This is a genomic window from Candidatus Galacturonatibacter soehngenii, from assembly GCF_008830185.1.
Taxonomy (GTDB): domain Bacteria; phylum Bacillota; class Clostridia; order Lachnospirales; family Lachnospiraceae; genus Lachnotalea; species Lachnotalea soehngenii.
Window position 1 is genome coordinate 1 of record NZ_WAGX01000007.1, and the last position, 15,545, is coordinate 15,545.

General features: G+C 31.3%; 13 protein-coding genes, 1 tRNA gene and 1 rRNA gene. 3 read left to right on the plus strand and 12 right to left on the minus strand.

The annotated features are described in order from the left end of the window. From F7O84_RS14795 to dnaA, 12 genes are all read right to left on the minus strand, one after another. A 16S ribosomal RNA gene (locus F7O84_RS14795) occupies positions 1-770 on the minus strand; the annotation flags it as partial. A gap of 412 nt (positions 771-1,182) precedes the next feature. Beyond that, positions 1,183-1,271 (minus strand) — tRNA-Ser (locus tag F7O84_RS14800). A 291-nt stretch (positions 1,272-1,562) separates the two neighbouring features. Beyond that, positions 1,563-2,270 carry a lysophospholipid acyltransferase family protein gene (locus F7O84_RS14805; protein ID WP_151146992.1) on the minus strand — a complete coding sequence of 236 codons (708 nt, stop codon included), beginning with the start codon at positions 2,268-2,270 and terminating at the stop codon, positions 1,563-1,565. A gap of 4 nt (positions 2,271-2,274) precedes the next feature. Then, complete coding sequence (locus F7O84_RS14810) at positions 2,275-2,811, minus strand: Fe-S-containing hydro-lyase (RefSeq protein WP_151146994.1); 537 nt, start codon at positions 2,809-2,811, stop codon at positions 2,275-2,277. 80 nt (positions 2,812-2,891) lie between these two features. Further along, positions 2,892-3,737: a fumarate hydratase gene (locus F7O84_RS14815; protein ID WP_151146997.1), complete on the minus strand. Its 846-nt coding sequence runs from the start codon at positions 3,735-3,737 to the stop codon at positions 2,892-2,894. A gap of 24 nt (positions 3,738-3,761) precedes the next feature. Then, a complete protein-coding gene (locus F7O84_RS14820; RefSeq protein WP_151146999.1) occupies positions 3,762-5,351 on the minus strand; it encodes a DUF6056 family protein in 1,590 nt (529 codons plus the stop codon). A 187-nt stretch (positions 5,352-5,538) separates the two neighbouring features. After that, the gene (gyrA, locus tag F7O84_RS14825; protein WP_151147001.1) at positions 5,539-8,037 is read right to left on the minus strand and encodes a DNA gyrase subunit A; all 2,499 of its coding nucleotides are present in this window, start codon (positions 8,035-8,037) and stop codon (positions 5,539-5,541) included. Positions 8,038-8,077: 40 nt separating this feature from the next. Next, complete coding sequence (gyrB, locus tag F7O84_RS14830; protein ID WP_151147003.1) at positions 8,078-9,994, minus strand: DNA topoisomerase (ATP-hydrolyzing) subunit B; 1,917 nt, start codon at positions 9,992-9,994, stop codon at positions 8,078-8,080. Between the two features lie 63 nt (positions 9,995-10,057). Then, positions 10,058-11,143, minus strand: coding sequence for a DNA replication/repair protein RecF (recF, locus tag F7O84_RS14835; RefSeq protein WP_151147005.1), 1,086 nt, complete (start codon positions 11,141-11,143; stop codon positions 10,058-10,060). Positions 11,144-11,160: 17 nt separating this feature from the next. After that, positions 11,161-11,367: an RNA-binding S4 domain-containing protein gene (locus F7O84_RS14840; RefSeq protein WP_151147007.1), complete on the minus strand. Its 207-nt coding sequence runs from the start codon at positions 11,365-11,367 to the stop codon at positions 11,161-11,163. A gap of 35 nt (positions 11,368-11,402) precedes the next feature. Continuing rightward, positions 11,403-12,515 (minus strand): DNA polymerase III subunit beta, encoded by a 1,113-nt coding sequence (gene dnaN / locus F7O84_RS14845; RefSeq protein WP_151147010.1) that lies wholly within the window; start codon positions 12,513-12,515, stop codon positions 11,403-11,405. 282 nt (positions 12,516-12,797) lie between these two features. Beyond that, a complete protein-coding gene (dnaA, locus tag F7O84_RS14850; RefSeq protein ID WP_151147012.1) occupies positions 12,798-14,147 on the minus strand; it encodes a chromosomal replication initiator protein DnaA in 1,350 nt (449 codons plus the stop codon). Between the two features lie 533 nt (positions 14,148-14,680). Here dnaA and rpmH point away from each other — a divergent pair. The 3 genes from rpmH (at position 14,681) to yidD (ending at position 15,545) form a co-directional block, all read left to right on the plus strand. After that, a complete protein-coding gene (gene rpmH / locus F7O84_RS14855; protein WP_094378920.1) occupies positions 14,681-14,815 on the plus strand; it encodes a 50S ribosomal protein L34 in 135 nt (44 codons plus the stop codon). A 173-nt stretch (positions 14,816-14,988) separates the two neighbouring features. Continuing rightward, the gene (rnpA, locus tag F7O84_RS14860; protein ID WP_151148063.1) at positions 14,989-15,327 is read left to right on the plus strand and encodes a ribonuclease P protein component; all 339 of its coding nucleotides are present in this window, start codon (positions 14,989-14,991) and stop codon (positions 15,325-15,327) included. A 5-nt stretch (positions 15,328-15,332) separates the two neighbouring features. Further along, positions 15,333-15,545 (plus strand): membrane protein insertion efficiency factor YidD, encoded by a 213-nt coding sequence (yidD, locus tag F7O84_RS14865; RefSeq protein WP_192451780.1) that lies wholly within the window; start codon positions 15,333-15,335, stop codon positions 15,543-15,545.

Genomic DNA, 15,545 nt, shown 5'->3' on the forward strand with positions numbered 1-15,545 from the left:
AATCCTGTTTGCTCCCCACGCTTTCGAGCCTCAGTGTCAGTTACAGTCCAGTAAGCCGCCTTCGCCACTGGTGTTCCTCCTAATATCTACGCATTTCACCGCTACACTAGGAATTCCACTTACCTCTCCTGCACTCTAGCAACACAGTTTCCAATGCAGTCCCGGGGTTGAGCCCCGGGTTTTCACATCAGACTTGCATCGCCACCTACGCTCCCTTTACACCCAGTAAATCCGGATAACGCTTGCCCCCTACGTATTACCGCGGCTGCTGGCACGTAGTTAGCCGGGGCTTCTTAGTCAGGTACCGTCATTTTCTTTCCTGCTGATAGAAGTTTACATACCGAAATACTTCTTCCTTCACGCGGCGTTGCTGCATCAGGGTTTCCCCCATTGTGCAATATTCCCCACTGCTGCCTCCCGTAGGAGTTTGGGCCGTGTCTCAGTCCCAATGTGGCCGTTCACTCTCTCAAGCCGGCTACTGATCGTCGCCTTGGTGGGCCGTTACCTCACCAACTAGCTAATCAGACGCGGGTCCATCTTATACCGATAAATCTTTTCCAACTAGGCCATGCGGCCTCGTTGGCTTATGCGGTATTAGCAGTCGTTTCCAACTGTTATCCCCCTGTATAAGGCAGGTTACCCACGCGTTACTCACCCGTCCGCCACTCAGTCACTTTCTCTTCCGAAGAAGAAAAAGTGCTTCGTTCGACTTGCATGTGTTAAGCACGCCGCCAGCGTTCATCCTGAGCCAGGATCAAACTCTCAATAAAAGTTTATATCCTAACGTCAAAAAGCTGCTAGCTTATTTTCCGTTAATTACTGTTTTTTAGGTCGTATCTCATCTGTTAAGATGGATACTTTGTTCTGAATTTTTCTCTTGGTTTTCTTTGAAAACCGTTGAATTTTCAAGGTTGTAATTACTGTTTAGTTATCAATGTTCATTGTCATTTCTTTTGTTGCTGTGTGACTTGCAACTTTTATAGGATATCATAACCCGTGTTCCTTGTCAACAACTTTTTTATTTTTCTTTTTTATCAGTTATCTGATTTAAGAGATAAAACAACGTGTGAACCTTGAACTCTTTCACACGCACATTTACTACTTTCCCGTAGTGGATTTACATCATATCATCTAAATCAATGCTTGTCAATAACTTTTTGAAAGTTATTTCATAAAAAAGAACGGAGAAAGAGGGATTTGAACCCTCGCGCCGCTATAAACGACCTATACCCTTAGCAGGGGCACCTCTTCAGCCACTTGAGTATTTCTCCATATTGCCTGAATTACTAATTTTATTAAATTATCACGTCACTCGACGCAAAAGTTATTATACTAGAGACGTTTATGTTTGTCAATTAAATTTTACAATTATTTGTAATCTTTTTTTCTTCTATAATAGTATGGCAACTTTTTCTAATTTTTTTCTTCAAAATCTAATACAAAGTAATAAAATGTTGTGAGACTTACTATTTTATTTATTTTCTCTTTGTACCCCTTATCTTACAATTTATTATTACCTCAAAATAATATAATTATAATAATCTCTTCTATTATATCTTAAATCATTTACTAAATAGTCGAATCTCATCTTCTATTTTTTGTTTTACTATTTTTGCAATCTCTGTTGATTTTAAGTTTTTATACTCTTCATAATAGATAGGAGATAAATAATGTATTTGAACCGTTTGCTTTTTAATTGAACTGGTATCAAATGCTTTATAGGAATCAATTAGTGCCACCGGAACAATCGGACACTTTGCATATATAGCACTCTTAAAGCTGCCACCTTTAAAATCCAATAAAGAATTATTTTTACTTCTGGTTCCTTCTGCAAAGATAATATAATTAATACCTTGTTTTACATCCTCAGACATTTTATTAATTACTTTTAAAGACTGTTTTACATCATTTCTATCAATTGCTTGCGCCTTCATAGCTCTAAGTATTTGTTTTAAAAATATAACTTGTGCTACTTCTTTTTTTACGACTACTGTAAATGGTGTTGGGTGTGATTCAAAAAAAGCAAGTACATCAAATAATCCTTGGTGATTTGGAAACATAATATATCCATCTTTGTCTGGCAAATTATCTAATCCATAAGATTCTATCTTTACTCTTCCAGAACGATTTGCATGTAAAATGATATGTTTTAGTAAAGCATATATCTTTTCTTTTGAATACTTTTCATTTTTTCCATAAACACATAGCTTAATAAACCAAATTGGTGCTACAAATAAGTTCATAAGAACCATTAACATTATTCTTTTCATTTTTTTATCCTACAACATTCTCATATAGATTATTACCAAGTGAATCCATTACTACAATGACTGGAAATTCTTTTACTTCTAATTCTCTAATTGCTTCTGTTCCCAAATCATCGTATGCAATAACAGTTGATTTTATAATTTTTTTTGAAAGTAATGCTCCTGCTCCACCTACTGCTGCAAAGTAAACAGCGCCGTTTCTTACAACAGCATCTTTTACAGAATCATTTCGTTTTCCTTTTCCTATCATTCCTTTTAATCCCAAGTCTAATAGGGAGGGTGTATATTTGTCCATTCTACTGCTTGTAGTTGGACCTGCTGAGCCAATTACTTTTCCTTCTCTTTCTGGTGATGGCCCCATATAATAAATAATATTATTTTTTACATCAAAAGGCAGTTCTTCTCCATTTTCTAGTGCTTCAAACATCCTTTTATGTGCAGCATCTCTGGCTGTATAGATTATTCCAGTAATATATACATAGTCACCAGCCCTTAAATCCATTACATCTTTTTCACTAAGAGGTGATTTTAATTGTCTATCCATATTATCCTCCGTTTATATAAAATTACTCAATTACCTTATTATTCACATACTCTTTTATTTTTTTAATAATTATCCACAATTTATATATGTTTTACTATATGTCTGTTGACATGACAACATATATTAACCGCAACAGGAAGTCCTGCTATATGTGTAGGATAGGTTTCAACGTTAACGGCGAGTGCTGTCATTTTTCCGCCAAGTCCTCCTGGCCCTATTCCTAATTGATTGATTTCTCTTAACAAATCTATCTCTAACTGTTTTACATATGCAATATCTGAGTGTTTAGTTATATCTTTTACTAGTGCTTTTTTTGCTAAGAGCGCGCATTTTTCAAAGGTTCCTCCTATCCCAACTCCTATTACCATTGGTGGACATGCATTGGGACCAGCATCTTTTACTGCTGTTATTACTGCAGCTTTCACACCCTCAATCCCATCTGAAGGTTTTAACATAAAAATACGACTCATATTTTCACTTCCAAATCCCTTTGGCTCCACTGTTATTTTTACTTTATCTCCTGAAACTATTTCATAATGAATAATGGCAGGTGTATTATCCTTTGTGTTTTCACGTTCAATTGGGTCTTTTACTACAGATTTTCTAAGATATCCTTGTTGATATCCAAGGCGAACTCCTTCATTGATTGCTTCATTTAAATCACCTTCAATAAAATGAACATTTTGTCCAATCTCCATGAATATTACAGCCATACCTGTATCTTGACATATCGGTATCATTTCTTCTCCAGCAATTTTTAAATTATCTTGTAATTGATTCAATATTTGTTTTCCAACGATTGATTCTTCTTCCTTAACTGCTTCTCTCATTTTTAAATCCATATCATTTGATAAAAAATGATTTGCCTCGATACACATCTCTTTAATACATTCTGTAACTTCATTTACGTTAATTTCTCTAATCATTAAGGCCTCCTAATTAATGTAATATTAATCATTCCATACGAATTTAATTTCTTGTGGCAAATCATAATACTCACACATCCATACTTTAATAAATTCTGCACCTTCTTCATACTGCATAATATTTGAACATATGGTATTGTTTAATTTTTGCAAGGTTACATGTTTTATTTGATTTCCTTCTTTTATTTTTTTAGATGCATTTTTTAATTCATTGTCATTTTGAATGTGATAACCATAATTTGCTTTATATCCATCGTAAATAATGGAGTAGTTTTTATAAGAAAATGGCAGTAATATAAAAAGTCCTATCACACCTATTACAAAACCGTATTTTATTTCATTTACAAAATCAGAAGCCAAGCTTGTTATAATTCCAAAACTTAAAATAACAAATGGTACATAACATCTAATTGTAATAGCTGGAATAAATGTCATAGAAGATATGGTACACATTGATGCCCAAAAAACTATTAACAATATATATTTTTTACATCCAATATAATAACTTGTAATTTGAAAAATAATAAAAGTGATATAACAAAGAAGCAGAATCATTAAAACACCTTTACTTACTTTATTTTCGAGATATGCATATATGGGTTCCTTTATTATAAAATATACAATCGTCAATATTAGATTAACTATGATAAAAATAGCATTAATAATTTTATTTCCTTGCCTTTTTATCATCATAAGCACGCCTAATGCTAATAGTGCTAAAATATAGACGGCCATTATGTAAAGAAATTTGTATCCAAATACTTCCTTCAATATAGAATCTACATTTGCAACGGTTCTTTGAATGATAGGAGTATTATAAAATTCTATTTTTTCTTCCATTCTCTTTCTATTTCCAGGAGCAAATACAACAAGTAGCGTTCCAACTATTGTAGTAATCAAGTTTACATAATCCCATAAATGTATTTTTTTTGTAGAAATATATTGATAGACTACTAATGCTATCACAACAAAACTTAATGATATAGAAACCTGTTCTTGTGAAAAGGATGCTATAAATAATATAAATGCTATAAGAATGTTCTTAATCAGGAGGAGTCTACTATTATTGGATTTTAAATTTTCATTTACTTGTGTTTGGATTTGATTAGAATAGAAATAAATCCCGATCAAATATGGCATGAATGGCATAACATAAATAACTGCTGAAGTATACCAATAAAAGGAATCTCTAAGCATTCCAATATGTATCAATCCAAATAATCCGCATAAGAAAAGCGATGTAAACCATTTATTTTTATTATTATATATATTTATTATTTTATAAGTAAAAAAGAGGATTAATGTAACCGTAATTGCCATGGCAATTTGCATAACCATAACACCATTTTTTAATAATAAAGCTTCTGTTCCGAAACTGATTACTCTTCCTCCCCAATCCATATAATAAAGATATAGAAATTTTAAAAGTTGACTTAAATTATAATTAAGGCCATTTACCCCTTCAATGCTATTACTATAGCTTAAAGATGCAAATCCATAATCATCAAAATAAATAAATACATTTAAGTATTGAAAAATTATTAATATAAAAAATATTATAAACGGTGAGAGGGGAATATATTTTATTATATTCTCTTTTTTTAACTCTTTCATAATTCCTCCAAACTATCACTATGTTTTAACAAGATATCCTTACTAATTATTTCTTATCATATAATAGATATATTTTTTTATCAATCATTATAATAAAAAACAAGACTTTTTACTTTAAGATAAACATAGAATCTGTTTCGCTTAGTTTTAAAAGTCTTGTTTTTAATTAATTATTTTTTAAGTTTTTTCATTCTTGACTCAATTCTTCTTCTAATTGTTTTATTACATCTTCTTCTGTCACATTTGAGTTTTCTCTTACTTTTGCAATACTTGCAACTGTAATATTATCTTCCATGTTAATTAATTTAACACCTGAAGTAATTCTTCCTAAAACAGAAATATCTGAAACCATTAATTGAATAATAATACCTTCTGTTGTGATTAACATAATTTCGTTTTGATCTGAAACTGCCTTCACTCCAATTACATTACCAGTCTTTTCTGTAATCTTATAGCATTTTACTCCCTTACCTCCACGATATTGTACTGTAAACTCATCAATAAAGGTTCGTTTTCCAAGTCCAAATTCTGATACGATTAGCAATGAATCTCCTTGTGTATCAAGTTGCATTCCGATTACTTCATCACCGTCTGATAAAGTCATACCGATTACACCCATAGAACTTCTTCCAGTTGCTCTTACATCTGTTTCACTGAATCTAATACATTGACCATGTTTTGTAATTAAGAAAATATGTTTATCATTGTTTGTTGTTTTTACTTCAATTAATTCATCATCTTCTCGAAGTGTAATTGCTTGAAGACCTGTTTTTCTAACATTTTGGTATTCCGTAATATCAGTTTTCTTCACAATACCATTTTTGGTAGCCATAAATAAATAACGACCTTTTTTGTATTCTTTCATTGGAATAATGGCTGTTATTTTTTCACCAGGAGTAAGCTGCAATAGATTAATAATAGCAGTTCCTCTGGCTGTTCTTCCTGACTCTGGTATTTCATAGGCTTTTAGACGATATACTTTTCCCTTATTCGTAAAGAACATAATAAAGTGATGTGTAGTCGTCATTAGAAGATCTTCAATAAAATCTTCTTCGATTGTCTGCATTCCTTTAATTCCTTTTCCACCTCTATGCTGGCTCTTGAAATTATTTACTGTCATTCTTTTGATATAGCCTAAGCTTGTCATTGCAATGATTGTATTTTCATTTGGAATTAAATCCTCAATTGAAATTTCGCTTTCATCATATCCTATGGAAGTTCTTCTTTCATCACCGAATTTTTCCGCAATAATTAAAATTTCTTCTTTTATGACTCCGAGTAATAATTTTTCATCTGCAAGAATTGCCTTCAACTCGGCAATTTTTTCCATGAGTTCTTTGTATTCTGCTTCTAACTTTTCACGCTCCAAGCCTGTTAATGCACGTAGTCGCATATCAACAATTGCTTGAGCCTGTACTTCGGTTAGTCCAAATCTTTCAATTAATTTTTCTTTGGCGTCTGCAACATTTTTAGAGGAACGAATAATATGGATTACTTCATCAATATTATCAAGTGCAATTAATAAACCTTCTAAAATATGGGCACGCTCTTGCGCTTTATTTAATTCATATTTTGTTCTTCTGGTAACAACATCTTTTTGGTGAAGAAGATAATAATGCAGCATTTCGTAAAGGTTTAATACCTTTGGTTCATTATTCACTAAAGCTAGCATAATGACTCCAAATGTATCTTGAAGTTGTGTATGCTTAAATAATTGATTGAGGATTACATTTGCATTTACATCTCTTCGAAGTTCAATACAAATTCTCATACCTGTACGATCTGATTCATCACGTAAATCTGTGATTCCATCAATCTTTTTATCTCTTACAAGTTCTGCAATCTTTTCAATGAGTCTTGCCTTATTTACCATGTATGGTAATTCTGTTACAACAATTCTATTTTTTCCATTTTGCATTGGTTCAATATCTGTAACAGCTCGTACTCTTATCTTTCCTCTACCTGTACGATATGCTTCTTCTATTCCAGTTCTTCCAAGAATGGTTGCACCTGTTGGAAAGTCTGGACCTTTTACAATACTAATTAATTCATCTATATCTGTTTCTTTATCTTCTAGAACCTGGTTGTCAATAATTTTAACTACTGCTTGGATTACTTCTCTTAAATTATGAGGCGGTATGTTAGTTGCCATACCTACAGCAATACCTGTCGTACCATTTACTAAAAGATTTGGATATCTAGAAGGTAATACAACTGGTTCTTTTTCTGTTTCATCAAAGTTTGGTGTGAAATATACTGTATCCTTGTTGATATCAGCAGTCATTTCCATGGATATTTTACTTAAACGTGCCTCGGTATATCGCATTGCCGCAGCTCCATCACCATCGACAGATCCAAAATTTCCATGACCATCTACCAATGGATATCTGGTTGACCACTCTTGAGCCATATTAACCAAAGCTCCATATATAGAACTATCTCCATGGGGATGATATTTACCCATGGTATCACCAACAATACGTGCACATTTTCTGTGTGGTTTGTCAGGTCCATTGTTTAGTTCTATCATTGAATATAAAACTCTTCGTTGAACTGGTTTTAAACCATCTCTTACATCAGGTAGTGCACGAGATGCAATAACACTCATTGCATAGTCAATGTAAGAATTCTCCATGGTCTTTTTCAAATCCACTTCATGAATTTTATCAAAAATATTGTCATCCATTTATGTTTCCTCCGTCTTATATAAACAATCGTGATATCAACTAAATATCAAGATTCTTCACATATTTTGCATTACTTTCTATAAATTCACGTCTTGGTTCTACTTTATCTCCCATAAGGGTTGTAAAGGTTAAATCAATTTCTGATGAAGATTCTTCATCAATTGTTACTCTTAATAGAACTCTTCTTTCTGGATCCATGGTGGTTTCCCAAAGTTGTTCTGCATCCATTTCACCAAGACCTTTGTAACGCTGAACTTTGTTATTTGTATCGCGACCGATTTCAAGCAAAATTTTATTTAGTTCCTCATCGTTATAAGCATACCAAATTTTTTTATTTTTTTCGATTTTATATAAAGGCGGCTGTGCTAAATATACATGACCTTCTTTGATTAATTCTGGCATAAATCGATATAAAAAGGTTAATAATAAAGTACTGATATGAGCTCCATCTACATCGGCATCTGTCATTATTATTATTTTATGATAACGAAGCTTTGATATATCAAAATCATCATGAATTCCAGTTCCGAATGCAGTAATCATTGCTTTTATTTCAGCATTGGAATAAATTTTATCTAGACGAGCCTTCTCAACGTTTAGAATTTTACCACGTAGTGGTAAAATAGCTTGGGTATTTCTGGAACGTGCTGTTTTTGCACTTCCTCCAGCAGAATCTCCCTCTACAATGTAAATTTCACAATTTTTTGGATCTTTATCCGAACAATCAGCAAGTTTACCAGGAAGTGCCATTCCTTCTAATGCCGTTTTTCTTCTTGTTAAATCTCTTGCTTTTCTTGCTGCATCTCTGGCTCTTTGTGCAAGAATTGACTTTTCAAGAATTAGCTTTGCAATCTGTGGATTTTGCTCTAGATAATATGTTAATTGTTCACTTACAATACTATCAACAGCCCCACGTGCTTCACTGTTACCTAATTTTTGCTTTGTCTGACCTTCAAATTGAGGATTTTCAATTTTTATACTTACAATTGCAGTTAAACCTTCTCTAATATCTTCGCCTGATAAGTTTGTTTCATTCTCTTTTAAAAGTTTATTTGATCTTGCATAGTCATTAAAAGTTTTCGTTATTGCATTACGAAACCCTGCTAAGTGGGTTCCACCTTCTGGAGTATTGATATTATTTACAAAACTATATGCACTTTCCGTATAAGAATCATTGTGTTGCATCGCTACTTCAACATACACATTATCTTTACTACCTTCACAATAAATAATATCATTATATAGCTCGTTTTTACTTTTATTTAGATAGGATACAAATTCTTTGATTCCTCCTTCATAATGAAATTCTTTCATTACTTGAGGTTCTTCTCTATCATCTCTTAGAATAATTTTTAAATTTTTAGTTAAAAAGGCCATTTCTCTGAGTCTGGTCTTTAATATGTCATATTCATATACTGTTTCTTCAAAAATATCTTTGTCTGGTAAAAAAGTAACCACTGTACCTGTCTTTTCTTGTGGACATTCTCCAATCACCTTTAATGAATATTTAACATGTCCACGTTCATAGCGTTGGTTGTATATTTTTCCGTCGCTATAAATAGTAACTTCTAGCCACTCTGATAAGGCATTTACAACAGATGCTCCAACTCCGTGCAGTCCTCCAGACACTTTGTATCCTCCACCGCCAAACTTTCCACCGGCATGAAGGATCGTAAATACAACCTCAACAGCAGGAATTCCGGCTTTATGATTAATTCCTACAGGTATACCACGTCCATTGTCAATAACGGTAATGGAATTATCTTTATTAATTGTAACATCAATGGTATCACAATATCCTGCAAGTGCTTCATCCACTGCATTGTCTACTATTTCATAAACAAGATGGTGAAGTCCTCTTATTGATGTACTACCAATATACATACCTGGCCTTTTTCTAACTGCTTCCAGTCCCTCCAATATCTGTATTTGATCTGCTCCGTACTCAGCACTCATGCTAAACTCCTTTCTAAGCGACTTAACGCCATTTGAATAAATAACCTATATTTATTCAAAATACTAATTTTCTACTTTTACTGTACCTTCTTTTACTTTATATATTTTATCAATACAAAAGCGATTGTTAATAAATTCATCTAATCCAGTACAAGTAATTAAAGTCTGTGTATGATTAATACTGTCTAATAAATAGTTTTGCCTGTTTGAATCAAGTTCAGACAACACATCATCCAGTAATAAAATTGGTTTATCATTCATTATCTTTTCTACTAAATCAATTTCTGATAACTTAAGTGATAAGGCGGCTGTTCTTTGTTGACCTTGTGATCCGTATTTTCTTATGTCTACGTTTTTTATTAAAAAGTTTAAATCATCTCTGTGAGGACCAACCGATGTATTTTTAAATTTGATATCTTTTTCAATATTACTTTGTAACTTTGAAAAAAAATCCTTTTCACTTACATTTTGTTCATACTCAATTATTAATTCTTCTTTCCCACCTGATAATTTTTTATGTATTTCATAAATAATTTCATTTATCTGGTGAATAAATACGTTTCGTCTTTCTATTATTTTAATACCATATTCCACCAATTGCAAATCCCAAACGGAAAGGGTATCCCTTAGTTCTTTTTGAAAAGGGATATCCTTTAATAATTTATTTCTTTGATTCACAATTTTATTATATTTGGTTAGATGGTATAAATATAGTTTATCTAGTTGACATAACTCTAAGTCCATGAATCTTCTTCGCTCGGAAGGACCATTTTTAATAATATTTAAGTCCTCTGGAGAAAAACACACAAAATTAACAATACCAAAAAGTTCACTGGCTTTCTTTATTGGTATTCCATTAATTGCAATCCCTTTTGTCTTATTTTTTCTTAGATGAATATCGATTTTATATTCCATATTATTTTTTTCTATAATACTTCTTATATGTGCTTCATCTTTTTCAAATTGAATGATTTCTCGATCCTTGTTGCCTTTATGAGATTTTGTAGTTCCACATAAATAGATAGCTTCGAGGATATTTGTTTTTCCCTGTGCATTGTCACCGTACAATATATTTGTACCATTGACAAATTCAATATCTAACTCGTTATAATTTCTATAATCTGCAAGTTTCAGCGATTTAATAAACATTTTACACCAACTATCAATTATGCCTTTATTTGAATTTCTTCACCATCAAAAGTAACAATATCTCCATCATGTAACTTCTTACCTCTTTGGTATTCTACTTCTCCATTTACTTTTACCAATCCTTCAATGATTACATCTTTTGCCTCAACTCCAGATTCTACAAGACCAGCTGCTTTTAAAGCTTGACCTAATTTAATATATTCATCTCTTAATTTAATTTCCATTTTACCACCTTCTTTAATGGTTTACATAACTTGTTTTAGTTTGCTACAGAATTAAAGTTGACAGGAAGAATTAGGTATGTATATTTTTCTTCTGCATCTTTAATAAAACATGGAGCTTTTGGATTTACAAAATAAATATCAATATCTTCGTCATCTATTACTCGCAGTGCATCAATTAAAAACTTAGGGTTAAAGCCAATTAAAATATCTTTTCCTTCTTTGGTTATATCAATTTCTTCATTCATAGATCCAATAAAAGAATTAATCTTTAGTTCCATTTTACCATCTAAAATATTGATGATGATTGGTTTTTTATCACCTTCTTTTACAAGAAGAGTCGCTCTGTCAATTGAGCTTAATAATTCTTTTTTATTTATTTTGACTTTTGTCTCATAATCATTGGTTAACATCTGTTCTATTTTGAAGTATTCACCTTCGATTAATCTTGATACTACTGTAGTATTGTCAAATTCAAATACGATATGTTTATCTGTAAAGAATAATTTTACTTCAGATGATAAATCACCTGTTAGAATTTTACTAATTTCGATTAAAGTCTTACCTGGTACTATTACCTTTTTATCGTCATAACTTTCTTTTAATTTAATGTTACGTATAGATATTCTATGTCCATCTAAGGAAACAACTTTAAATTCATCCCCTTTTATGTCAATTAATTCTCCAGTCATTAACTTATTATTATCGTTATCAGCAATTGAAAATATTGTCTGTCTTATCACTTCTTTTAATGTAAATTGTGATATGGAAATGTAATAATTTTTTTCTATATAAGGTAAATAAGAAAAATCTTCTCCTGATTTTCCAATGATATTAAACTTTGCTTTTTCACAGGTGATTGTAGTTTTTAAGTTGGCATCTGTTTCGATTGTTACATCATTATCTGGTAATTTTCTTACAATATCTGTAAAAATCTTAGCATCTAAAGCTATAATCCCCTTTTCTTTGATATCACCAATTATCCTTGTTTCAATTCCAAGTTCCATATCATTTGCTGTTAGTTTAATTTCATTTGTTGATGCATCAATTAAGATACATTCTAAAATTGCCATGGTAGTTTTTGATGGTACGGCTTTGGATACAATATTAACACCATGTAATAAATCAGATTTTGTACAAATTATTTTCATTGTGAATAACTCCTCTCTGGATTTTGTTGTAAATAATTATAAAGTAAATTAGTAGTCTTAATAATAGGGGGTGTTAAAAAGTGAATAACCCTTAAAGGCTTAATAATTATCATTAGATTAGACATCTAAAACTATGTTAAAAACATTTAAGTACGTTATGTATAAAAAAATATAAAATTAACATAAGATTAAAAAAAATCTAAATATAAACACAATTTTAACAGGTTATAAACAAAAAATGTGTATAACTGTTAAAAATTGTTTATAACATCCTTAAAAATCTCAATTAGGGTTGATTTTTTTCTTAATGATATCAATTGCATTGCTAAGGGATTCATTTGTTTTTATTTCATTCGAAATTTTATCTGCTCCATGAATGACAGTTGTATGATCTTTTTTACCAAGGAAACCACCAATTGCTTTTAAAGGGGTGCTTGTCATATCACGACATAAATACATTGCAATTTGTCTAGGAAGAACTATTTCTGCATTACGTTTAGTAGATGCTAAATCAGAAGGAGAAATATTATAATGTTCTGCAACAGTATTAATAATTAATTGAGGGGTAATTTCTTTTGGTGCATCTGGAGAAATAATATCTTGTAATGCTTTTTGGGCAAGATCAACCGTTATTTCTTTTTTCTCTAATTTTGCACATGCAATTAGTTTGTTCAAAGCTCCTTCTAATTCTCGAATGTTAGATTTGATATTCGTTGCAATATATTTAATAACTTCATCATCAATATTATAGCCATCAAGTTCTTCTTTTTTACGAAGTATTGCCATACGTGTTTCATAATCTGGTGAAGAAATATCAGCAATAAGACCCCATTCAAATCGTGAACGAAGTCTAGCCTCTAGCGTTTCCATATCTTTTGGCGGTTTATCACTGGACAAAATAATTTGTCGTTTTGCTCCATGAAGATCATTAAAAGTATGGAAGAATTCTTCCTGTGTACTTTCTTTACCAATAATAAATTGAACGTCGTCAATTAATAGAACATCAATGCTTCTATATTTTTCTCTAAACTTGCTCATTGCGGTATTATTTCCATTTCGAATTGCCTCAATCAGCTCGTTAGTAAAAAATTCACTAGTAACATATAATACCTTGGTCTCAGGTTTTTGTTGTAAAATAAAATGAGCAATCGAATGCATCAAGTGAGTTTTACCAAGACCAACTCCTCCGTATAAAAAGAGAGGATTGTATACTTCACCTGGTGATTCTGCAACGGCTAAAGATGCAGCGTGAGCGAAACTATTATTTCCACCTACTACGAATGTGTCGAATGTATATCTAGGATTAAGATTAGCTTTTTCTATGTTCTGATTTAAAGTAGGTATGATATGAGTTTTTGGTTCAACTTTTTCTATATTTTTTTCTAACACAAATTCTATTTCATATTCAAAGCCTGTAATTTCGGCAATTGCTACTTTTAGAGGCAAAGAATATTTATTATTAATATAGGAAAGAGCGGCATTTTCTAAAGGCACAACAATAGTGACTGTATTATTCACTACTGCATGTACCCTTAAAGGTAATAACCATGTCTTAAATGAAATATCAGTCAGTTCATGTTCGTGACGCACCTGATTTAGTATATCTTCCCATTTTTCAACTATTAAATCCATTTCTAATCTCCCTAACATTGTGAAGTAAAATATCTCTACTCTATATTAAACTAAAACAAATAAATTATCAATCGAAAAAAAATAACAAATCACATTAATTCACATTAGGTAAACAAGTTTTTAACATAGAAGTGTGAGTTCATGTTAATAAATGGATAAGTTAATCAACATTGTAAACATGCTTAAAATCAAGAAAAAAATGAGTTATGGACAAGTTATTCACAAGATAGAAAAAAGTTTTCCACATGTTATACACATTATGTGGATAAATATTATGTAAATCACATGTGTAAAAAGTGGATAGTGTAAAACATTGGTAATAAAAAAATATAAAAAATATTTTCTATTTACTTGACGCAATGTACTTTATTGAATATAATTAGAATGATGTTTTTTAACATGACTACTATTATGTAGACCTTATATTATGGTGGAATTCATATAGGCAAGTAATGAATTTCAAAGAGATTATAGAAATGAATTTCTATAAAGACGATAGATATTAGGTTATTATTCAAAGGAGGTGCCAAAATATGAAGATGACATTCCAACCTAAAAAGAGACAAAGATCAAAAGTTCATGGTTTTAGAGCTAGAATGAGTACTCCAGGCGGAAGAAAAGTATTAGCAGCAAGACGTGCAAAAGGAAGAAAAAAATTATCAGCGTAGGCCGCAAGTATGTGGCCTTTTTTATAATAGGAAATTGCAATGCAATTTCCTATTATAAAAAAGGCAATGCGTGCATGGTTTATAATGGCTGATTTTCATCTCGCGTGGGAGTGTAGTGTGATTTATCACACTTTATCCTATCTGAAGAATCTGTGGATTGGATTGATAAAAGAGTGGAATTTTCTGAAAGCTTAAAGAAAAATAGGGATTTTCAAGTGTTGTATAAGAAAGGAAAATCTTATGCAAACAAACATTTGGTAATGTATGTATTGGAAAATAATACAACAAGGAATCGGATTGGAATATCTGCCAGTAAAAAGGTAGGAAATAGTATAGTTAGACATAGGTTAACTAGATTGGTAAGAGAAAGCTACAGATTGAATGAAGAAAAGTTTAAATCGGGTTTGGATATTGTAATTGTAATTCGAGTAGCTGCAAAAGAAAAAAAGTATCAAGATATCGAAAGTTCTTTATTACATTTGGGAAAAATTCATAATATTGTAAAGAGATGATAGAAATGAAAAAAATATTTATTTGGTTAATTAAATTATATAAGAAATATATATCACCATTTCAATTGTATAGTCATTGCATCTATACACCAACATGTTCCCAGTATGGAATAGAGGCAATTGAAAAATATGGTGCATTAAAGGGGACATATTTGACCTTTAAAAGAATATTAAGGTGTAATCCGTTTGCAGAAGGCGGTTATGACCCTGTCCCATAA

Bases quoted from the DNA above. Each gene is read 5' to 3' on its own strand.
- F7O84_RS14840 (WP_151147007.1), bottom strand. From the start codon at position 11,367: ATGGAAATTAAATTAAGAGATGAATATATTAAATTAGGTCAAGCTTTA.
- recF (WP_151147005.1), bottom strand. From the start codon at position 11,143: ATGTTTATTAAATCGCTGAAACTTGCAGATTATAGAAATTATAACGAG.
- yidD (WP_192451780.1), top strand. From the start codon at position 15,333: ATGAAAAAAATATTTATTTGGTTAATTAAATTATATAAGAAATATATA.
- F7O84_RS14820 (WP_151146999.1), bottom strand. From the start codon at position 5,351: ATGAAAGAGTTAAAAAAAGAGAATATAATAAAATATATTCCCCTCTCA.
- dnaA (WP_151147012.1), bottom strand. From the start codon at position 14,147: ATGGATTTAATAGTTGAAAAATGGGAAGATATACTAAATCAGGTGCGT.
- F7O84_RS14810 (WP_151146994.1), bottom strand. From the start codon at position 2,811: ATGGATAGACAATTAAAATCACCTCTTAGTGAAAAAGATGTAATGGAT.
- F7O84_RS14815 (WP_151146997.1), bottom strand. From the start codon at position 3,737: ATGATTAGAGAAATTAACGTAAATGAAGTTACAGAATGTATTAAAGAG.
- rpmH (WP_094378920.1), top strand. From the start codon at position 14,681: ATGAAGATGACATTCCAACCTAAAAAGAGACAAAGATCAAAAGTTCAT.
- gyrA (WP_151147001.1), bottom strand. From the start codon at position 8,037: ATGGATGACAATATTTTTGATAAAATTCATGAAGTGGATTTGAAAAAG.
- dnaN (WP_151147010.1), bottom strand. From the start codon at position 12,515: ATGAAAATAATTTGTACAAAATCTGATTTATTACATGGTGTTAATATT.
- gyrB (WP_151147003.1), bottom strand. From the start codon at position 9,994: ATGAGTGCTGAGTACGGAGCAGATCAAATACAGATATTGGAGGGACTG.
- F7O84_RS14805 (WP_151146992.1), bottom strand. From the start codon at position 2,270: ATGAAAAGAATAATGTTAATGGTTCTTATGAACTTATTTGTAGCACCA.